Below are 20044 nucleotides of genomic sequence, written 5' to 3' on the forward strand. Positions count from 1 at the left end.
ATTTTTCCATGTGCACGACCGGTCGGCGGTGCGGTAAAGTGCCGCCCCATGAAATTCACCCGTACCGATCGCTCACTGCTGGCCTGGATGCTCTATTGCTGCGTCCTGTTCAACGTGTTCGCCTGCAGCATCGGTCACGGACAAATGGTCGGCATGCAGCTTAACGGTATCGGCGGCCAGTTCTGCGCCGTCGACCCGAGCACTCAGGCGCCGCTCGCTTCGAATCCCGCCGAAGAAAAACTGCCGACTCTGGCCAAGGCCTTCGGTTGCCCGCTCTGCTCCACCGGCGGCATGGGCCCGGCGTTCAACTCCAGCCTGACCCTGGCGATCCTGCCGGAACAACACAGCCCGCCGCTGCCGGCCATCGTCAGCGCCGACCTCCCTGCCCGCTTCATCTGGCCTTCGGCCAATCCTCGCGCCCCGCCGCTCGCCTGAGTGTCCTTGCCTTTTTGATTTGTCAGCCCCCTGCGCCAACGCGCGGCGTTCGCCTGTGCGCTGACTCCTAGACAAGCATTCAGGATTCAATCGATGAAACAACTTACCTTGCTGGCGAGCCTGTGCGGCTGCCTGTCCGTCAACGTCTGGGCGCAATCCACCGTGGATCTGGCGCCGATCACCATTGACGGCGAATCCGGTGCCGAACCCGGCCTGAGCCTCGACCAGTCCAGCGGCATGGCATCGCGCCTCGGTTTGAGCGTACGCGACACTCCGGCGTCGGTGGCCATCGCCAACCGCAATGACATCGAACGTCACGGTTCGCAAAACTTTCAGGACGCGGCCAATACCTTGCCGGGGGTGAACGCCAGTGCGCCGCCGGGCTTTGGCGGGTTTGTCTCCTATCGCGGTTTTACCAGCAGCCAGATCACTCAGATGTTCAACGGGGTCAACGTTTCCGGCGGACTGGCGCGCCCCGTGGATTCGTGGATTTATGACCGGGTGGAACTGGTCGGCGGTCCGTCGTCACTGATCAACGGCGCAGGTTCGGTCGGCGGTTCGCTGAACTACGTGACCAAACTGGCCACTCGCGACGAGCAAGCCATCGAAGGTCGGGTCAGTTATGGCACCTACGACACCACCGAAACCGCATTCGGCCTCAATCACGCGCTGACCGAACCCGGCGCCGATGTGCAGCACTACGCACGACTCGACGTCAGCCACAACACCAGCAACGGCTACATCGACCGCCAGGAACGCGATGCCTGGAGCGTGGCGTTCTCGCTGCTCAGCGACCTGACGCCGAACCTGTCGCACACCCTGTCCCTGGAATATCAGGACGAACACGAGGACAGCCCGTACTGGGGCACGCCGGTGCTCAACCCCAAGGCCGGCGAACTGAAGATCGACAGGCATAACCGCTTCAACAACTACAACGTCGAGGACGGGCGCTACGAGCAGCGGACAATCTGGGTGCGTTCGATCATCGACTACCGGATCAACGACAGCACCACCCTGCGCAACACCCTCTATCACCTCGACAGCCAGCGCGACTACCGCAACCTGGAAACCTATCAATACAACGCCGACAACAGCGCCGTGAACCGATCCACCGCGTATCAGGTTCGACATCAGGGCGAGCAGAACGGCAACCAGTTCGAACTGCGCCACGACAACACCCTGTTCGGTCTCGACACCACTTGGTCCGGCGGTTTCGAGTACAAGGTCAACCAGACCACCAACTCGCCGCTGAACGTCAAAGGCGCCAGCACGGTGAACCCGAACAACTACCGACCGGGGCATTTCTACGACATCCCCGGAACGATGCCGGGTTTCGTCAGCGACAAGACCAACGAAGTCACGACCAAAGCGCTGTTTGCCGAAAACCGCCTGGCACTGACCGACAAGCTGTCGCTGCTCACCGGCCTGCGCTACGACGACATCGACCTCGACGTAACCAACCATCGCACGGTGACCGCGAGCAACCCGCGTCATCTCAAGCGCAGCTGGGAACCGGTCACCGGGCGCGTCGGCCTGACATACCAGTTCATTCCGTCAGCCAATGTCTACGTGCAATACAGCACCGCCGCCGAACAACCCAATGGCACCCAGGACTTCGATGTCTCGACCGGAAAACAATGGGAAATCGGCAGCAAGTTCGACTACCTGAACGGTCGCGGTTCGGCGACGGTGGCCGCCTACACGATCGAGCGCAAGGACTTCGCCGTGACGGATCCACTGGACCCGACCAGCAGCATTCCAGTCGGCCAGCAGACGTCCAAAGGCATCGAGATTGCCAGCTCGCTGCGGATCACCGACAAGTTGCTGGCCGAAGGCAACTTCGCCTGGGTCGATGCGCAATACGATGAATTCAATGAGAAGAACGCCGCCGGTGTGGTGGTTTCCCGCAAGGGCAACACACCGACCAACGTGCCGGACCGAGTGGGCAATCTGTGGTTGACCTACGATTTCTCGCCGCAATGGCAAGGCGGGGTCGATGCGCGTTATGTGGCGTCGGTGTTCGCCGACAATGCCAACACCATGACCGTGCCGTCGTACACGCTGTTTGGCAGCTTCCTCAGCTACAAGGTGGATTCGCATACCACCGTGACCGGACGGGTGCGCAACCTGACGAACGAGGTGTACGCCGAGTTCGCCCATGTGTCGCCGGCGTATTACCTCGGCACACCGCGCACATTCGAGCTGGCCGTGCAGACGCGGTTCTGATTCAACTCGGCGAGGGCCTGGTGCCCTCGCCACATTGCTACAGACCTGCCTGAACCTTCTGCGCCACATCCTTCGGCAGCCATGCCTGCCATACATCCGGATGCGCCTTCATGAACGCTACCGCCGCATCCCGTGGCGCCGTGTGTTTCTCGCTCATCTCGGCCAACGCCTTGTTCAGGTCATCAATCGGAAAATCGACCTTGCTGAAGAACTCGGCAATCTGCGGATACTGTTTCTGGAACGGCGTGGACACCCCGATCGACAGCTTGGAGGCCAGTGAACGGGTCGGTTTCGGATTGGGGTTATCGGCGTCGGTCAGGGTTTTCCAGGCCTCGGCATCGAACGGCGGCTCTTCCAGTTGAACCAGCTTGAACTTGCCGAGCAATGGCGTCGGCGACCAGTAATAGAACAGCACCGGTTTGCCTCGGCGGATCGATGAGCTGATTTCGGCATCGAGTGCCGCACCGGAGCCGCTGCGGAAATTGACGAAGTCGTCCTGCAAGCCGTAAGCCGTGAGCTTCTGCTTGTTCACCACCTCCGACGTCCAGCCGATCGGGCTGTTGAGAAACCGCCCCTTGCTCGGGGTTTCCGGGTCCTTGAACACGTCCTTGTATTTTTTCAGATCGCTGACGCTGCGCAGATCCGGCGCCAATGGCTTGATGCCCTTGGCCGGGTCGCCCTTGATCACGTATTCCGGCACCCACCAGCCCTCGGTGGCACCTTTGACTGTGTCGCCCAGGCTGGCGACCTTGCCTTCGGCCTCGGCCTTGACCCACACCGGACTGCGCCCGGCCCACTCTTCGCCGATGACCTGAATGTCATTGTTGGCCAACGCAGTCTCAAGGGTGATGGTGGTGCCCGGCAAGGTATCGGTCGGCAGGCCATAACCCTTCTCGACGATGATGCGCAGGACATCGGTGATCAGGCTGCCGCTTTCCCAGTTCAGGTCGGCAAAGTGGATCGGCGCCTGTGACGCGCTCACCGCAGGCACCGCCGTCATCAAGCCGAAGGTGGTCAGGCCAGCGGCCAGCAACCGTCGAAATCCGTTCATGCTTTTGCACCTCATGCTGTTCACAGCAATAGCAGGATGGCCTGACAGAAGACCGCAAGCCTCTGAATACTCAGTCAACTGACTGTAGACGAGGTTCCTGCTTTTTCAGGGGCATGACACGGATGAGGCTACTTTTCAGAAATTTCCTGCAGGCTCTTCAGCTCGCGTCTGACCATGCTGGCGTATTCCGCAGGTTGCAAGGCGTAGATCTGCGAGGCAACCCAACCCAGCCAGGCCCCCTTCAATTCGGCCTTCGCAGCGAACAATCGACCTGCTTCTTCGCGGGCGCTGTCGAGGTTCTGCAAATGGAAATCGGCGCGGCTCACTCGCTGGCCTTGAACGTCACCAGTTCGCCCTTGCGCCACTTGGCGGCTTTGGCGGTGACGGCTTTCAGGGTCTTGGTCAGGCCTTCCTGCAACTGCTCGTTGGCGGCGAACACGGTGACCGCGCTGTGGCCTTCCTTGAACACGATGGCATGGCCGTCGGCTGTGGTGACGAACGCGTAATCGCCCAGACCGTAGACGGTCATTTTGATTTCGCGAAAACGGATGTCCATCTTGCCGCCTTCACGGCTCGGCAGCACCGACGCGCTGAAATGATCGCCGACCTTGAGCTTGAGGCCAGGTTTGTCATCGACCACCAATGCGCTTTCGGTGTCGATCTCGGCAACGTAAATGCCTTCGGCGTTCTGCTCGGTGATGTAAACAAAACGCGATTGAAACTGTTTGACCAGCTTTGCCCGCAAATCACCCAGCACGAACAAAGCATGCATATCGAGGTTACTGACTGCCAAAGAAACATCCCCACACTTGAAAAGAGTGCCGCACACGAAAAGCGCGCACGGCAGAAAAATTCGGCCTGGCCGAAGGTGTTGCGTGATGACTCGAATATACGCCTGAGCGAGCGAAGTGCTCATTCAACGCGAGTTGCACAAGACTACTGGAATGCCACTCGCGAAACCTGCAAAGACGTTCTCCAAATGTTGAAGGAAAACGCGTCACGGCCGGCCAGAGAAAACGGACTACGAACTTTAGGGAAAAAACTCACCAAGAAAAGCACTTTTCCGACATATCGCACGCAAAAAATTGCTTTAGATAGCGCCATGCCGTCAACAGGTGTTGGCGATTCTAGAGCAGCGATGCTGTTCGCGACTACCCGCAACACCCTGTAAATGCGGGTCAATCCATGAAAAGGACTTCATATGTGCACTATGACGCATTTTGCCGTGACTCACGAACCCGCCTTTGTCTTGAACTCTCCAGTCTTCGAGACTGTTCCTACAATCGAGCCTTGTGGCCGGGAACCGTTGTTTCAGGTGATCCCGGCAGGCAACAGCTTTTTCCATATCAGGGAAAAGTCGACGGGGCTTGTCAGAGGTTTCCGCGAGGATCATAACGCCGCCTGCGCCCTCGCCCGTTCGCTGGAATCGCGGATCGAACTCCTGGCCAGCGAGCACCTCAGATAAAGAGAGTAATCGATCCCGCCATCCTTCAAGGAGTACACCATGGAACTGCCTGCCTACACCCTGACAACCCTGTTCGATCAATTAGGGCTGCCTTCGGAGGAAACGGCGATTGACGATTTCATCGAAGCCCATCCGCTGGAAGCCGATACCAAGTTGATCGACGCCGACTTCTGGAGCCCGCAACAGGCACAATTGCTCAAGGAATGGCTGCGTGCCGATGGCGAAGAAGCGGTGATGGTCGACGAACTGAATGTGCGCCTGCACCGGGGCAAATGATTTCGATCAGTGCAGGCTGTTCCCTGGTCGGGCGCCCAACTGCGCAAGCCACGCTGCCCTGCACTCCTCGGCTTCGTCGCGACTGGCGAAAGCGGTGCCGCGCTGCTCGCCATTGAGCAGCACCACCCAGCAGACACTTTGCCCCATCGCACGCAGTCCGGCAGGTACACCGCTGCCGATCATCACTGCGATATCGACTCTGCATTGCATGCTGACCTCCCAATTTCATTAGCAACCTAACTATGTAGACATGTTAATGATTTGGATCAAGAGGAAACAGCAACGCCGCTGCACAGCTTAATTGCAGTTCCGGCAACAATGCCTCAGTGCGGTTTCTCCGGTTTGTAGCCCAGACGCAACCCGCCCCAGTGGCGACCCTTGACGATGATCGGCACCGACAGATCGTGCATCAGCTCGCCGGTATCGCGGGTGTAGGTCTGCAACAGCACCGGTTGCTGATGGCTGCCGCAGCGGATGCCGGTGCGGTCGGCGAATTTGCGTTTGGTGCGATTGTTGACGGTATCGACCTGCACATCCCCGGTCAGCGGCTGGCTGAACACCTGATTGTGAGTCGGCACGTAACCCTGCTGCGTACAGGCGATGGCAAACACCAAACCTTCGTGGCGCGGCAGCAAAGGTTCCTGAATGGCTGGCAGCACCTGATCGGTGTAACGGTCGAAACGGGTCTGGAACTTGGCCGGCTGGGTGTCGGGAATCGGCTGATACTGGCGGTCGAACAGGTCTTCAAGACTGATGCGCCCTTGTTCGACATCAGCCTCGAAGCGCGCGGCAATCTGGCTGGCCCCTTCGCGGGCGAGGTCGTAGATGCGCTGGTGATAGTCGTCCAGCCCGACTTCGGCCAGGCGTTCGCTGATGGTTTCTGCCTGCCCTTCCATCTGCACGGCGGCCTCGGCCAGGCGTCGAGTCTGTTGGTCACTGATCGCCAGATCGCTGCGCATCTGCTCGATGGCGGTGAACAGGCTGTCGAGCTGTTCACGATTGGTTTCCGCACCTCGGGCGATTTCGCCGACCTGGGTTTCCACGCCGGCCGCCAGTCGTGCGATGTTTTCCAGGTGCTGACCGGTGTGTTCGACCTGCTCGACGCCGGTGTGCAAATCGTCAGAGAGCTGGCGGATCTGTTCTACCACCTGCGCCGTGCGTTGCTGAATGTCGGCGACCATCTCGCCCACTTCGCCAGTGGCCGTCGCGGTACGCGCCGCCAGACCGCGCACCTCATCCGCCACCACCGCAAAACCACGACCGTGCTCACCGGCACGGGCGGCTTCGATGGCGGCGTTCAATGCCAGGAGATTGGTCTGGCTGGCGATGGACTGAATCACCAGCGTCACGCGCTGAATGTCGTCGCTGCGCTGGCTCAAGGCTTCGATCAGTTCGCGGCTGGCATTGGCGCGCTGGCTGAGCTGATGCATGAGCGAAATGGAATCCACCAGTTCAGTGCGCCCCGCCGCGCTGCTGTGATGGGCTTCGCTGGCAGCGCCCAATGCCTCGCGGCTGAGCTGCGAAGTGGCCTGTTCAGTGGCGATCATGACTTCAGCGTTGTTGACGATCTGCGCGGCGGCGTCGAGTTGAGATTGCAGCTTGCCGGCCAGCTCCTTGACGGAAAACGCCACGCCGGCGGCTGACAGTGCGTTATGACTGGTGGTGTAGGAAAGGTCCCGAGTCAGCTCGGACATTGCGCTGCTGCTGTCGACTGGTTGAACATCGGGGATCGCCCGGGAACGCAGGCGCGGCAGCCAGACGATCAGCACTGCCAACGGCATGCCGACGTACAAGGGCCACTCGCCCAGGCTCATCCCGGCCAGCAACAGCATCAGGGCGATGCTTTGCAGGGTTGGCGTCATCCAGCGATTCTTCGGCAAAACAACTGGTGCAGGCAGAGCCGCAACCAGAGATCCATCTCTCGTCATTTTGTTACCCCACGCTTGTTCTCATTGTTGTGGCTGCATTAAACGCCACTACAACGCCATTATCCATGGTCCGTTAGTCGTGGGTCTGTGGCAGGTCAATGGAATGGCGGGCGGGACTTTCCGGCAGACGAGAAAAAGCAAAGATCGCAGCCTTTTGCAGTTCCCGGAGAAACTGCAAAAGGCTGCGATCTTTTCGCGACGACCCACATAGAAGGGATCGCCTCAGGAATCAGGCCTGACGCTGGTGCTTGTCGATCTGCTCGTGACGCTCTTGAGCTTCGATGCAGTACTTGGTGGTCGGGCTGATCAGCAGGCGTTTCAGGCCGATCGGCTCGCCGCTGTCGTCGCACCAGCCAAAGCTGTCTTCCTTGATACGCTCAAGGGCCTGCTCGAGTTGCGGCAGCATGCGCTGGTCGCGATCGATCGCGTTCACCAACCAGGTGCGCTCTTCTTCCACCGATGCGGCGTCCGCCGGGTCAGCCGGGGTGTCCAGGCTTTCGATGGCAATACGGTTCTGCTCAATGCGCTCATGGGTTTCGACTTTCATGTTCTGCAACAGCTCGCTGAAGAAAGCGTGTTGCTCGGCATTCATGTAGTCATCTGCCGGCATGGCCAGCAACTTGTCCTTTGTCATTGATATCTCTATAAAAAAACGTGCATTAAGGCGAATTAGGGAGCGTTCCGGCGAACCGCCTGCGGTCATCGGAAAGGCATCGTTTATTGCAAACGCCACCCGGCACTCAATTTACGAAGGGGCGGCAGTCTAAGGCCCGTTTGAGGCCTCAGCAACTGTAAATACCGGGAATTTGTCCGACAAGGCCCGGAAACTGCTCTGACACAGGCTTCACAGCGCTCATCGGAGTGCGTTTATAGCAAGAAATTCAGTCGAGCGGCTGTATATAGAAGACAAACGTCGGACGAGCGGCGCTTTGTCGCAATTCGTTACAGTCGCTGACCGTAAAACCCGCCGCCTCGCAAAGACTGACAAATCCCCCCGACCTCAGCTACGTTATGCCCTCCCCGGTTCGACTTGAAGGAACGCGTCATGAAACTGATCGGCATGCTGGACTCCCCTTACGTGCGCCGCGTGGCGATCTCCGCCAAATGCCTTGGGATCGAACTGGAACACGACCCGGTCTCGGTGTTCCGCCACTTCGAGCGCTTCCAGCAGATCAACCCGGTAGTCAAGGCGCCAACTTTGGTACTTGATGACGGCGACGTATTGATTGATTCAACACTGATCCTCGACTACCTCGAAGCCCTGTCCGGCAAAACCCTGCTGGCTACCGACCTGCAGCAACGGGTCAAAGCCCTGCGCCTGATCGGCCTCGGCCTCGCCGCCTGCGAAAAAGCCGTGCAGCTCTACTACGAACGCAACCTGCGCCCGGCCGATATTCAATACCAGCCGTGGGTCGAACGCGTCGAAGGCCAACTCGCCGCCGCCTTCACCGCCCTCGAACACGAACTCGAAAAACACCCATTGCCCACCGACGGCCCGCTCCGACAGGACGGCATCACCCTCGCCGTCGCCTGGAGCTTCACCGGTCTCGTCGTCCCAGACCAGATCGACGCCGCTCGCTTCCCGCGCATCGCCCAATACACCGCATACGCCGAAAGCACCCAGGCGTTCATCAGCACCCCGATGACCTGACCATGAGCACCACCGAAACCGCCGCCCCGGCCCTGAAAGAAATCTTCAACGCCGAACGCCTGCAACACGTCGCCACAGAAATGAGCGCCGTGTACCCGGCGTTCAAGGCTAAGGCCTTTCTCAAGCATGCCAACGACGGCCTCGCCGAACTCTCAGTCATGCAGCGCATGGCCCGCGTCAGCGAATGCCTGCATCACGTGCTGCCGCTGGATTACGCAGATTCCCTCGCCGTCCTGCGCGAACTTGCCCCGCGACTGAACAGCGGCTTCGTCAGCATGTGCCTGCCGCACTACGTCGCGAGCTACGGCGCGCACGCGTTCGAAACCTCGATGGAAGCCCTGAAGTACTTCACCACCTTCGGCTCCTCTGAATTCGCCATCCGCCACTTTCTGCGCAGCGACCTGGAACGCTCGCTGGAACTGATGCACGACTGGACCCGAGACGAAAACCACCACGTGCGAAGACTCGCCAGCGAAGGCAGCCGCCCTCGCCTGCCATGGTCGTTTCGCCTGGAACCGGTGCAGGCTGATCCGCTGTTGGCTGCCGGGATTCTTGACCGGTTGAAGGCCGATGAAAGTTTGTACGTGCGCAAGTCCGTGGCGAATCATTTGAATGATGTGACCAAGGAACATCCGGAGTGGGTGCTGGATACGGTTGAGAGTTGGTCGCTGGACAACAAGCACACAGCGTGGATTGCCAAACATGCGTTGCGGAGCTTGATCAAACAGGGGGATTTGCGGGCGCTCGCGGTTATTGGTGCTGGGGCGAAGGCTGAAGTTGAGGTGCTGGATGTGAAGGTGGAACCGGCGGTTGTGCGGCTTGGGGATACGATTACCTTGTCGTTTACGGTGCGGTCGTTGGTGCCGGTGGAGCAGCGGTTGGTGATTGATTATGCGATTGACTATGTGAAGGCGAATCGCGGGACTTCGGCCAAGGTTTTCAAGTTGAAGACGCTGGAGTTGGCAGGGTTTGGGAGTGAGGTTGTTGCGCGGCGACAGGTGATTAAGGATTTCACTACGAGGAAGCATTATGCGGGGCGACACGAAATACGAATGATGGTCAATGGGGAGTTATTGGCCAGAGCCGCCTTTCATATAATTTTTTGATAAAACAAACCCCAAAAATGCCAACTTATTTAAAGATGGCAAACCAAAAAGAACGGCTTACCTTCAACCGCAGGTCACAAAATCCATCAGTAAAAATTGAGCATGACGGCATTATTTCTGGTCGCGGAGCGTGAACTAGTCTGATAAACCTCTGTTGGTTTAGCCTGGTAATAGAACCCGGCCAATTTGTTTAAGAGACGATTTTTCTGGAGAAAACCAGAGTAATAACGCACGGAACCTGGTCGCACGACCATCACAATGGAGTGAAATGGATGTCAACTATCAAGTTTAGCTACAGAGATGCGAAGGGTGAAATGAGTCAACGAGAGTTGATTCAGTGGTCAGAGAATTCGATTTACATTCAAGGACGCTCTGCCAGCGATAAATTCCCTAAAACCTTTAGGAAGGATCGCATTATCGAAGTGTTGCTCGGGGCGGAGCTGCTTTTAAATGAGGCCGCGCCTCCCGCTCCGAGACTTAAGCAACGGCCAAAATCACCCGCGGTTACGGCGTCAGAAGCCGCTTCGCGAGTGCCTGCTTCGAAAACGCCACCCGGGGGGATTAATCAAATTCTTTTCACCGGTTTCTCGGCTGCGCATAGAGCTGAGCTTGAGCAAAAGGCACTAGATCATGGTTTGAAGGTCATGAGCACTGCTGGCAAAACCCTGACATTCCTTGTTTATGGCGATAATGCTGGACCAACAAAAGTTGCCAAAGCGCTTGAAGCCGGAGCATTCATCATCAATCCAGACCAGTTCTTGTCCATGATCACAACGGGCGAAATGCCCTAATCTTCAAGCATTCAGAGCCCGGAAAGACGCCGGGCTTTTTGTTACGCGCCCCTCCTTGCCTGAAAACATATAAGTCTTCATTGGCTTACAGTTACCAACTTCCATACGGAATACCGTACCTATCAATATAGCGCTTGGACTTTTCACTGACTGGGTAGGCATAACGCCCTTCATTTTTGCCCTGACTAGGCCCCAACGGCTCGATCTCTGCTTGGGCGCGCGCGACTATGACCGGGTGATGGCATGAGTCCCTTACCCAAACCTGCACAACACCGCCAGGCGCAAGTCCCAGATAGATCGACGCCATATACCTTGCTTTTTGATCAGGTGTCTTCGGGCAACGCTGATTGGTAGATGACACCATCAGTTGCCTGGCCTCCTCAGGAATGTCCACCCAAGCCTGCCAGGTTTTCTGCTCTACGATGGATTGCCAGCGGACGTAAATACGAATGGGCAGATCGGCGCCCACTACTTTTCTTCCACTGCCGCCAACGCCCTTCCAGCCCCTTGCGGACTCTGTGCCGTCCTCAGGCTCACCGCCAGCGGCAGTGCCGCTGCCAGTCCTGAAGAAGACTTTGCCGTTGATATCTTGCACAGAGCTGTCTTCCACCCAGACCTTCATGTAATCAGGTTCAATAAAGGCCATCTCCCACCATTCGGACTTAGAATCGTTTTTAACGGAAAGTGGATTGGCAGACTGGCAGCCAGTCATGAAAAGAGCACAGATGAGAGTGACGAGTAACTTCATTACCAGAGCGTCCAGTCAGGTACGTGAGGATGTTGCACGCGAATCGCGTCTGCCGTGGGTGCGTTGATGTATACGGCGCGGAGACCACTGCCATCTCTGCGGCCGAGAGGATGATTCCAGTTTGCGGACATGTGAATGTACTTCAGCTTCAGCTGTTTTTCCTCTTGCGGTGTAGTGCTGTAGTCACCTGCTACAAACCGATTGCACAGCGACTGAAGCTCAGAAGGGACGGCTAATTCAGGGGTATCCGGAATGTCGTTGAATCGAACTCCTTTTTCTTTTGCCAAGTGATGCATTACCCGCAAATACACTCGGGACAGCATGCCATTCACAGGACGCTTAAGCTGAACTGCCGCATAAACACGTTTCTTGCGTGGACTGAGCCGATCTTGCTGATCCACTGGAAGGAGCAGCGCAGCTGGAGTGATGATCTCCAGCATGTCGGCCGGCCAACCATTCGCGACCCAGCCATTTTTTACCGCCACCGCATCGCGGTAGATCGAAGTGGTGGAAACATCGGTAAATTGCGAAACCTCAAGAGATTGCATAGGGCTGATGAGCACACACTCCTCAACCTCATCGCGGTAACCACCACCAATATCCGAGTGAACCCCAGGCAGCGTGATTTCCAAATGGTCGGCTTTTACGCGACTCAGGGCAAAATTAGCTCGGCACTCATCTCGAGCCGATAGTTGAACAACATCTGAAAAAAAACGACGGTCGAGGTACAACTTGATACCTGTTGCGATTGGACTCTTGATGTTACCCAGATTCGACCATCCAGCAATCGAAGGCACCGTGTCAAAAAGGCCAATGAAGCCGATGTTTATGCTGCTTTTGAATTGATCAACAAAGGTCCGACTGAGGTGCATTTCATTGCTTCGTAAAACATCGCCCAACGGTCCATGCTTTCCACGGACGACTTCGTTGGCGAAATGCCGAGCGGCAGCAGCTCCACGACTAAAGCCGAACACATCGAATGTCAGCGACGCAATTTCACCATCGGGATGGAGATCCAACACATCCTTTATACGCAGTTCAATCTCTGCGAATGAGCTTTGGACACGACCAGCGACGCCGGTGTCGCCTCGCCCAGTGCCGGCCCCAAACGTGCTGTCCTCTTTTCCAGAGCGGGTGCCAATCCCCTCGATATACACCATGCGGAATGCTTGTTTGTACAAGCTATCCCCTCCGGCTTCCTGAGGTGCGTAATACAGCTCGCTTAGCTTTTGCACATTACTAGTGTCGTTCGCGTAGCTGCTGTCCGGATCTTTCATATACGACTTGCAGCTTGCATCAATATCTTGAGCCGCAATCGGATGATGAGCACCACACAAAAGCCCGGCCGCAGCATTATTGGCATTATTCCCCGTCCCATCGAAGAACACTCCGATTCGCAGGGCAATACCGATTTTTTCACGTGCCGATGCAGGTTCCTTCCCGTGTTTCTCGTACTCCGCCCAACGCTGGGCATGAATATCGACGGGGTCGGTTCCTTTGTTGCGATAGTTTTTAGGCGGGTTTGGAATGTAGCCACTCAATCCTTGATTCCTTCTTCTGATCCTTGAAGAACGGGCCGAAGGGTGACAGCCGAAATCGGGGGGCGCAAGGCGTGGCCGCGTGCCAGCACCTGGCGCTCTTTCCCCATGCCTGCAATGGTGGCGCCGCGCCACGAATGATAAGGTTCAGCCTCGAAACCAGGGACGACACCTCGTGCACAAACAATGTCTGGCAGCAGCAGCGATAACCTTCACCATCAGTTTTTCCGCTCTTGCCTCTCCTGTGCCACAGGAAGAGCTCGAAGAGTGCCAACGAATAGAAAACTCGGCCAAACAGGTCATGAAAACCAGGCAGCAAGGCGTGCCCATGGATTCGGTGTGGGAACTGGCCGAAGCGGCAGGTAAGCAGAACGAGTATGTGGGTGTAGTGTTCAAGACGTTGATCCGCGAGGCGTACGCGATTCCGCAGTACTCAAGCGAGAGTTTGCAGCAGAAAGCGATCAGCGATTTCCATTCCAATTTCTACAAGGCTTGCATCGTGACGGCGGAAAAGAGAGCAAACGCCAACGGCTGAGCTTAACGAACAAAAAAAGGGAGCAGATTCAGGTAATGAATCTGCTCCCATTTACTGAAGGGCTCCGATTCAGTTTCCCGGCCAAAGAGCCCCATCACCTTCGCCAGCAGTAAAATCCGCCCCCTCAATGTGATAAACCTGCGGCTCCTCCGAAAAATACCCCTCCAGCCCCAGCATAAAGACCCTGTGATCCTCCCCCGCCTCAAACTCCGTATGAGCCTCAAGCGACTCCCACCGCACGATCAGATTGAACCGCTCCGGCGTTTCAATCCCCTGCGCAAGCATGTGCCCGCCATACCCCGTTGCGCGGCGTAACAACGGCGCAACCTCGGCAAATGCACGTCTGAACTCATCAACACGTTCTTTATAAACGGGCAGCAAAGCGATCTCATAAATCATGACGCATCCCCCACAGAACCCGCACGAAGCGACGGCTCGACCGCAATCGCAATCTTCCCATGAAGACCGTTATTGGGGCTCTCCAACCGTGCATGGGCCAGTGGAATCTCCGCAAGCGAATACACCGCGCCAACATGTGGCCGCAATTGACCGCGTTCCACCAACGCACTCAACTCATCGAGCTTGCCGCGGTTCTGGCGGGTGAAAACGAAGTGATAGCTCGCATTCTTGCCCCAGGCCTGAACGAGGTTTTGTGGTTTGGCGATGTCGACGATCGAGACCACGCGGCCGAGTTGTGCCAGGGCGTCGGGGCTGCGCGACAGGGTGTCGCCGCCGATGGTGTCGAACACCACATCCACTCCGAGGCCATCGGTTTCGCGCAGGATGGTGTCAACGTAGTCTTCCTTTTCATAGTCGATGATCACATCGGCGCCCATGCGGCGGACGAACTCGGCGTTTGCTTCGCGTGCGGTGGTGAACACTTTGGCGCCCATCGCTTTGGCGAGCTGGATGGCGACGTGTCCGACGCCTCCCGCGCCGCCGTGGATCAGAATGCTCTCGCCGACTCTGAGCGCTGCCCGCACGATCAGGGCTTCCCACGCCGTCCCGCCCACCAGGCTCAGGCTGGCCGCTTCGAGATGGCTCAGCGAGCGCGGCTTTTTGCCGATGATGCTGGCGGACGCCACGTGGTATTCGGCATAGCTGCCGGGGCCGTCGAAGATTTGCGGCGTGTACCAGACTTCGTCTCCGGGCGCGAAAGCCGTCACGCCGGGGCCGACCGCTTCGACTACGCCGGAGACGTCATGTCCCGTGATGGCCGGCAGTTGCACCAGGTCCGGGTAGTCGCCGCGTCGGACCTGGTAATCCAGCGGATTGATCGAGGTGGCGTGTACCCGGACCAGCACTTGCCCCGCTTCCGGCACTGGCTTTGGCACGTCTCGGAGTTCGAACGATTCAGAGTTGCCAAATGATTCAAGCAGCATCGCTTTCATGGTGAATCCTCGCATCGACAATAAGGGATATCGAGATATCTCGATATCATGCGGTAAATTTTTTTACAGCTCTTTCCCTATGACCTCGGCCAAGGCGCTGATGTTGGCTTCATTGCGCTTGTAGTAGGTCCACTGACCGATGCGCCTGACTTCAACCAGGCCCACGCGCTGCAGCGTTGCAAGATAACCGGACACCGTTGACTGCGAGAGTCCGATGCCCTCTTGAATGCTGCTCACACACACGCCCACCGTGTGAACGTCGCCCTCGTCCTGCGGGGGGAAGTTCTTTTCGGGGTCCTTCAAGCCTTTCAGGATTTCAAGCCGTACCGGGTTTGAGAGTGCTTTGAATACTTCGATCAGGTCCATGCCGCGAGAATATCGAGATTGTTCGATATGTCAATACGCTGTTTGACCAACGGAAAACAGTCCGGCCTGTCTTCTGCTGCGTTTCATATGAATCAACGCCGTCCGCCCACCACCCGGCGAAGCGGTTCATCGGTGCCCTGCCCTCACTTCTTGCCGCTTGCCAGATGATGAGCGACCAGCGCGTTCGCATGCCCGTGGCCCATGCCGTGTTCGGACTTGAGCCAGGCGACCAGTTCCATGTGTTTTTTGTCGGTGATGCTGGCGAGCAGATTCAGCCAGTGGTCGATGGGCTGGCCGTACTTCTTTTCGATTGAAGGAAAGTAGGATGCCGGGCCTTTTACTTTTGCGTCTTCGCTCATGCTGCAAGCTCCCTGTTTGCGATGGAATGTCATGACCCCAAAGATTGAAGGCCATGACGTTCATGCAGTCCAGTACGAGCAGGCTGATACGTCAGGGCGCAACCATCGGCGGCACACGTTTTTGCAGCCCGGCGGGTTCAACACCAGACCGCGACACCGTTTCCGGCACCGCCACCCAAAGCAGCAACAGCGCCGCCATCGCCACCCCCGCCAACGTCAGGAACGCAGCGCCATACCCCGCCTCCTGAACCACAATCCCCGCCAGGCTGTTGCTCAACGCTGCCCCCAGACCAAACACCGTCGAAATCGCCCCGAGGCTGACATTGAAATGCCCGGTGCCCAGCGTCAGGTCTTTCACCACCACCGGAAACAGCGCGCCGAAAATCCCCGCGCCGATGCCATCAAGCAACTGCACCGAAACCAGCCACCACGGATCGTTCGACAGCACGTACAACACGCCACGTAAGGGCAGGATCAGAAAACCTGCCAACAGCAACGGCTTGCGCCCCCACAGATCGGCCTTCGCCCCCACCAGCAGCGCAACCGGCACCATCACCAGTTGCGCCGCGACGATGCAGGCGGATGTGAGCGGCGTGGCCATCTGCAGATTGGCCTGCGCCAGTTTCTGACTCACCAGCGGTAACATCGCCGCGTTCGCCAGATGAAACAGCGCGCAGCAAATCGCGAACATCAGCAGCGGGCGGTTGGTGAGTAACACGGAAAAGCCCGAAGGCTGCTTGCCCTGTCCCGTTTCGCTGGGCTCCAGACCTCGAGCGAGGTCGTGGTCGATCGCGTTTGCCGACACAAAGGAAACGGCAATCACACTGGCCAGTGCCATGATCGCCATCAGATAAAACACCGCGACGGGTCCGAACAGGTACGCGGACAAACCGGCCAACAACGCAGCGCAAGCATTGCCGGCGTGATTGAAGGTTTCATTGCGCCCGGTTCTTCGCGTAAACGCGCGAGGCCCGGTGATCCCGAGGGTGATCGCGCAAATGGCCGGCGCGAAGATCGAAGCGGCAGCGGCACTGATGGCTTGCGTCACTGCCACGAGGCTGAATGAAGTCACGAACGGCAGCAGCAGGCAGCTTCCGGTGACCACCAGCGCAGCAATCGCTATCAGCGCCCGTTTGAAGCGCGTGCTATCGACCAGCGCACCTGCCGGGGTCTGCGTGATGAGCGCGGCGATCCCGGCAATGGTCATGACCAGACCAATGCTCGCCGGCTCCCAGTGGTGAACCGCCAGCAGGTAAATCGCGAGATAAGGACCCAGCCCGTCACGCACGTCGGCGAGGAAGAAATTCAGGCTGTCGAGGGACAGGTCATTGCGGCGATCGAGGTGAGTGGCCACGGGTAACGTCTTCGTTGTCGAGGTTCTGCGAAATGACTCAACCTCCGCAAATCGAATGACCTTTTGCCAAGCGTTTTAGTTGCATGAAACAGCCGTCCGTTACGGCCCCATCAACAGTTCGCGTTCGCCCTCACACAACCCCACCACGTAATCCCAAACCACCCGCAACCGCACCGACTTGTGCAACTCGCGCCGCGTACTGATCCAGTAACTGCGCTCGATAGTCTCATCCGGTAACAGCGCCACCAGATCCGGATCCGACGCGGCCATGTAACAAGGCAACACTGCAATCCCTAACCCCGAACGCGCCGCCTGCTGCTGGGCGATCACGCTGGTGCTGTGAAACACCACCCGTGGATTGCGGCAGAAGCTGTTGAGGAACATCAGCTCCTGACTGAACAGCAGATCATCCACATAGCCGATCCACGCGTGCCGTCCGAGATCTTCGCGACTGCGCAGCGGTGGCGCATTGTCGAGATAGGCGCGGCTGGCATAGAGCGCGAGCCGGTAATCGGTGAGTTTGCGGGTGACCAGCATGTCCGCCGCCGGTCGCTCCAGGTGAATGCTGATTTCCGCCTCGCGGTTGAGGATGCTGACGAAACGCGGCACCGCTACCAGTTCCACTTCCAGCCCCGGATAGCGTTCGAACAACCCAATCATGCGACTGGCCAGAAACATGATGCCCAGCCCTTCGGTGACCCCGACGCGGATCTTGCCCAGCGGCGCCGTGGACTGGGTGATTTCTTCCTGAGCCAGCAGCGCGACGTTTTCCATGGCTTCGGCATGTTTGAGCAGCGCCTCCCCCGCCGGGGTCATTTCGTAGCCTTGGGCGTGCTGGACGAACAGCGCGGTGCCGAGGCTTTTTTCGATGGCCTCGATATGCCGGGCGACGGTGGCGTGCGTGGTGTTCAGGCGGCGAGCGGCAGTGAGCAAACGGCCGCTGCGCTGCAACTCGAGAAAGAACCGCAGGTCGTTCCAGTCGAACATGGTTTGTCCTTGTCGGCTATCGTCAGGAAGCGCTGTTTGAAAACGCACAGCGGCTGCGCAAAAACTAACATTCTTTTGACGAAAGCTAACAACTAGGATGACTGACAACAAAAACAATAAGCGAGGTCAGGGAATGCAGACTTCCCTCGATGAATTCGATTACATCGTGGTCGGCGCCGGGCCGGCCGGGTGTTTGCTGGCCAATCGACTGTCGGCGGATCCGCAGCAGCGCGTGCTGTTGCTGGAAGCCGGCGGGCGCGACAACTATCCGTGGATTCACATCCCCGTGGGTTACCTGTTCTGCATCGGCAACCCGCGCACCGACTGGTGCTTCAAGACCGAAGAACAACCGGGCCTCAATGGCCGCGCGCTGAGTTATCCGCGCGGCAAGGTGCTGGGCGGCTGTTCGTCGATCAACGGCATGATCTACATGCGCGGCCAGGCCAACGACTACGACGGCTGGGCTGCCGAGGGCAATCCGGGCTGGGCCTGGAGCGACGTGCTGCCGCTGTTCAAGCAAAGCGAAAATCACTTTGCAGGCGCGGCGGACTTTCATGGCGACAAGGGTGAATGGCGAGTCGAACGTCAGCGCCTGTCGTGGCCGATTCTCGATGCCTTCCGCAGCGCTGCCGAACAGAGCGGCATCGCCAGCATTGATGACTTCAACCAGGGCGACAACGAGGGTTGCGGGTACTTTCAGGTCAATCAGAAAGCCGGGGTGCGCTGGAATGCGGCGAAGGCGTTTCTGAAGCCGATTCGTGATCGGGCCAATCTCACGGTGTTGACCGACGTCGAGGTGGATCGCGTGTTGTTCGATGAGGGCCGCGCCTTGAAGGTCAGCGCCCGTTGGCAGGGTCAGGTGAAAAGCTTCAAGGCGCGCAAGGAGATCGTGCTGTGCGCCGGTTCCGTGGGCTCGCCAAGCATTCTGCAGCGCTCCGGGATCGGGCCGCGTCCGCTGCTGGAAAAGCTCGGCATCGGCGTCGTGCATGAACTGCCGGGTGTCGGCGGCAATCTGCAGGATCACCTGCAACTGCGGCTGATCTACAAACTGGAAAACGCCCGCACCCTCAACCAGATTGCCGGCAGTGTGTGGGGCAAGATGGGCATGGGCCTGCGCTATCTGTATGACCGCAGCGGGCCGTTGTCGATGGCACCGAGTCAGTTGGGCGCGTTTGCCCGTTCGGGGCCGGAACAGACCTCGGCCAATCTCGAATACCACGTGCAGCCGCTGTCGCTGGAGCGCTTTGGCGAGCCGCTGCACAGCTTCCCCGCGTTCACCGCATCGGTGTGTGATTTACGGCCGCAGAGCCGTGGCCGAATAGAGATCCGCTCCACCGATCCGAAAGAGGCCCCACTGATTCAACCCAACTACCTCAGCCATCCCGAAGACCTGCGCGTGGCCGCCGACGCGATCCGCCTGACCCGGCGCATCGTCAGCGCCCCGGCCCTGCAAGCCTTCAATCCGGTGGAATACCTGCCCGGCGCCAGCCTGCAGACCGAGGAACAACTGCACGAAGCGGCGGCGAAGATCGGCACGACGATTTTCCACCCGGTCGGAACCTGTCGCATGGGCAACGACGCGGACGCGGTGGTCGATGCGCAGTTGCGCGTGCACGGCGTGCCCGGTCTGCGGATTGCCGATGCGTCGATCATGCCGCGCATTACCTCGGGCAACACCTGTTCGCCTACGCTGATGATTGCTGAAAAAGCGGCACAGCTGATTCTCAACCCAACCGCCCGGAGTTTTCCCGCCGAAGAAAAAGCACTGACCGCACTCTCTTGACCAAAGGAACAGCGGCGCCCGCCCACAAGGTCGGCGCCGACAGTGGAAACAACA

24 protein-coding genes are annotated in these 20044 nt (G+C 58.3%); 10 read left to right on the top strand and 14 right to left on the bottom strand.

Annotated elements, in window-relative coordinates:
- The first annotated feature begins 48 nt into the window (after positions 1-48).
- Complete coding sequence (locus tag QR290_RS17665) at positions 49-435, top strand: DUF2946 domain-containing protein (protein ID WP_011334690.1); 387 nt, start codon at positions 49-51, stop codon at positions 433-435.
- Positions 436-528: 93 nt separating this feature from the next.
- A complete protein-coding gene (locus QR290_RS17670; RefSeq protein ID WP_289203224.1) occupies positions 529-2661 on the top strand; it encodes a TonB-dependent receptor in 2133 nt (710 codons plus the stop codon).
- A gap of 37 nt (positions 2662-2698) precedes the next feature.
- Here QR290_RS17670 and QR290_RS17675 read toward each other — a convergent pair whose 3' ends face one another.
- The 3 genes from QR290_RS17675 to QR290_RS17685 form a co-directional block, all read right to left on the bottom strand.
- The gene (locus tag QR290_RS17675; RefSeq protein ID WP_289203225.1) at positions 2699-3712 is read right to left on the bottom strand and encodes an ABC transporter substrate-binding protein; all 1014 of its coding nucleotides are present in this window, start codon (positions 3710-3712) and stop codon (positions 2699-2701) included.
- A gap of 128 nt (positions 3713-3840) precedes the next feature.
- Positions 3841-4038, bottom strand: coding sequence for a hypothetical protein (locus QR290_RS17680; protein ID WP_115078291.1), 198 nt, complete (start codon positions 4036-4038; stop codon positions 3841-3843).
- Positions 4035-4505, bottom strand: a complete 471-nt coding sequence (locus QR290_RS17685; protein WP_007950541.1) for a hypothetical protein — start codon at positions 4503-4505, stop codon at positions 4035-4037. Before QR290_RS17685 ends, QR290_RS17680 begins: the two co-directional genes overlap by 4 nt.
- On the opposite strand from QR290_RS17685, the gene QR290_RS17690 reads away from it, so the two are divergent.
- The 3 genes from QR290_RS17690 to QR290_RS17700 are packed head-to-tail and all read left to right on the top strand — an operon-like array spanning position 4479 to position 5453.
- Positions 4479-4883: a hypothetical protein gene (locus QR290_RS17690; protein ID WP_162803837.1), complete on the top strand. Its 405-nt coding sequence runs from the start codon at positions 4479-4481 to the stop codon at positions 4881-4883. The genes QR290_RS17685 and QR290_RS17690 overlap by 27 nt on opposite strands.
- A 30-nt stretch (positions 4884-4913) precedes the next feature.
- Positions 4914-5177: a hypothetical protein gene (locus QR290_RS17695; protein WP_289203226.1), complete on the top strand. Its 264-nt coding sequence runs from the start codon at positions 4914-4916 to the stop codon at positions 5175-5177.
- 39 nt (positions 5178-5216) lie between these two features.
- Complete coding sequence (locus tag QR290_RS17700; RefSeq protein ID WP_115078293.1) at positions 5217-5453, top strand: DUF2789 family protein; 237 nt, start codon at positions 5217-5219, stop codon at positions 5451-5453.
- A 6-nt stretch (positions 5454-5459) separates the two neighbouring features.
- Here QR290_RS17700 and QR290_RS17705 read toward each other — a convergent pair whose 3' ends face one another.
- From QR290_RS17705 to QR290_RS17715, 3 genes are all read right to left on the bottom strand, one after another.
- Positions 5460-5663: a hypothetical protein gene (locus QR290_RS17705; RefSeq protein ID WP_289203227.1), complete on the bottom strand. Its 204-nt coding sequence runs from the start codon at positions 5661-5663 to the stop codon at positions 5460-5462.
- A gap of 113 nt (positions 5664-5776) precedes the next feature.
- A complete protein-coding gene (locus QR290_RS17710; RefSeq protein ID WP_289203228.1) occupies positions 5777-7381 on the bottom strand; it encodes a methyl-accepting chemotaxis protein in 1605 nt (534 codons plus the stop codon).
- A 229-nt stretch (positions 7382-7610) separates the two neighbouring features.
- The gene (locus tag QR290_RS17715; protein WP_007935965.1) at positions 7611-8015 is read right to left on the bottom strand and encodes a TraR/DksA family transcriptional regulator; all 405 of its coding nucleotides are present in this window, start codon (positions 8013-8015) and stop codon (positions 7611-7613) included.
- A gap of 411 nt (positions 8016-8426) precedes the next feature.
- Here QR290_RS17715 and QR290_RS17720 point away from each other — a divergent pair, with 411 nt between their 5' ends.
- From QR290_RS17720 to QR290_RS17730, 3 genes are all read left to right on the top strand, one after another.
- On the top strand, positions 8427-9032 hold the full coding sequence (locus QR290_RS17720; RefSeq protein WP_115078296.1) for a glutathione S-transferase: 606 nt from the start codon (positions 8427-8429) through the stop codon (positions 9030-9032).
- A 2-nt stretch (positions 9033-9034) separates the two neighbouring features.
- Entirely contained in the window at positions 9035-10138 is a 1104-nt protein-coding gene (locus tag QR290_RS17725) for a DNA alkylation repair protein (RefSeq protein ID WP_289203229.1), read from the top strand.
- A 272-nt stretch (positions 10139-10410) separates the two neighbouring features.
- Positions 10411-10929: a BRCT domain-containing protein gene (locus QR290_RS17730; RefSeq protein ID WP_289203230.1), complete on the top strand. Its 519-nt coding sequence runs from the start codon at positions 10411-10413 to the stop codon at positions 10927-10929.
- Positions 10930-11020: 91 nt separating this feature from the next.
- Here the strand turns inward: QR290_RS17730 and QR290_RS17735 are convergent, their stop codons facing one another.
- A complete protein-coding gene (locus tag QR290_RS17735; protein ID WP_289203231.1) occupies positions 11021-11677 on the bottom strand; it encodes a DUF2931 family protein in 657 nt (218 codons plus the stop codon).
- Entirely contained in the window at positions 11677-13218 is a 1542-nt protein-coding gene (locus QR290_RS17740) for a phospholipase effector Tle1 domain-containing protein (RefSeq protein ID WP_289203232.1), read from the bottom strand. The genes QR290_RS17735 and QR290_RS17740 overlap by 1 nt, the downstream gene beginning before the upstream one ends.
- A gap of 172 nt (positions 13219-13390) precedes the next feature.
- Here QR290_RS17740 and QR290_RS17745 point away from each other — a divergent pair, with 172 nt between their 5' ends.
- A complete protein-coding gene (locus tag QR290_RS17745; protein WP_289203233.1) occupies positions 13391-13750 on the top strand; it encodes a hypothetical protein in 360 nt (119 codons plus the stop codon).
- A gap of 69 nt (positions 13751-13819) precedes the next feature.
- On the opposite strand, the gene QR290_RS17750 is transcribed toward QR290_RS17745, so the two are convergent.
- The 6 genes from QR290_RS17750 to QR290_RS17775 all read right to left on the bottom strand — a co-directional run bounded on the left by QR290_RS17750 (position 13820) and on the right by QR290_RS17775 (position 18207).
- Entirely contained in the window at positions 13820-14149 is a 330-nt protein-coding gene (locus tag QR290_RS17750) for an antibiotic biosynthesis monooxygenase family protein (protein ID WP_289203234.1), read from the bottom strand.
- Positions 14146-15141 (bottom strand): zinc-dependent alcohol dehydrogenase family protein, encoded by a 996-nt coding sequence (locus QR290_RS17755; RefSeq protein WP_289203235.1) that lies wholly within the window; start codon positions 15139-15141, stop codon positions 14146-14148. Before QR290_RS17755 ends, QR290_RS17750 begins: the two co-directional genes overlap by 4 nt.
- A gap of 63 nt (positions 15142-15204) precedes the next feature.
- A complete protein-coding gene (locus QR290_RS17760; RefSeq protein ID WP_115078305.1) occupies positions 15205-15507 on the bottom strand; it encodes an ArsR/SmtB family transcription factor in 303 nt (100 codons plus the stop codon).
- A gap of 143 nt (positions 15508-15650) precedes the next feature.
- The gene (locus QR290_RS17765) at positions 15651-15866 is read right to left on the bottom strand and encodes a DUF4287 domain-containing protein (RefSeq protein ID WP_115078307.1); all 216 of its coding nucleotides are present in this window, start codon (positions 15864-15866) and stop codon (positions 15651-15653) included.
- 91 nt (positions 15867-15957) lie between these two features.
- Positions 15958-17220: an MFS transporter gene (locus tag QR290_RS17770; RefSeq protein WP_289203236.1), complete on the bottom strand. Its 1263-nt coding sequence runs from the start codon at positions 17218-17220 to the stop codon at positions 15958-15960.
- 99 nt (positions 17221-17319) lie between these two features.
- Complete coding sequence (locus QR290_RS17775; protein WP_289203237.1) at positions 17320-18207, bottom strand: LysR family transcriptional regulator; 888 nt, start codon at positions 18205-18207, stop codon at positions 17320-17322.
- A 133-nt stretch (positions 18208-18340) separates the two neighbouring features.
- Here QR290_RS17775 and QR290_RS17780 point away from each other — a divergent pair, with 133 nt between their 5' ends.
- Entirely contained in the window at positions 18341-19990 is a 1650-nt protein-coding gene (locus QR290_RS17780) for a GMC family oxidoreductase (RefSeq protein ID WP_289203238.1), read from the top strand.
- Positions 19991-20044: the final 54 nt, after the last annotated feature.

Origin of the sequence: Pseudomonas fluorescens (assembly GCF_030344995.1) — a bacterium.
Lineage (GTDB): Bacteria > Pseudomonadota > Gammaproteobacteria > Pseudomonadales > Pseudomonadaceae > Aquipseudomonas > Aquipseudomonas fluorescens_BF.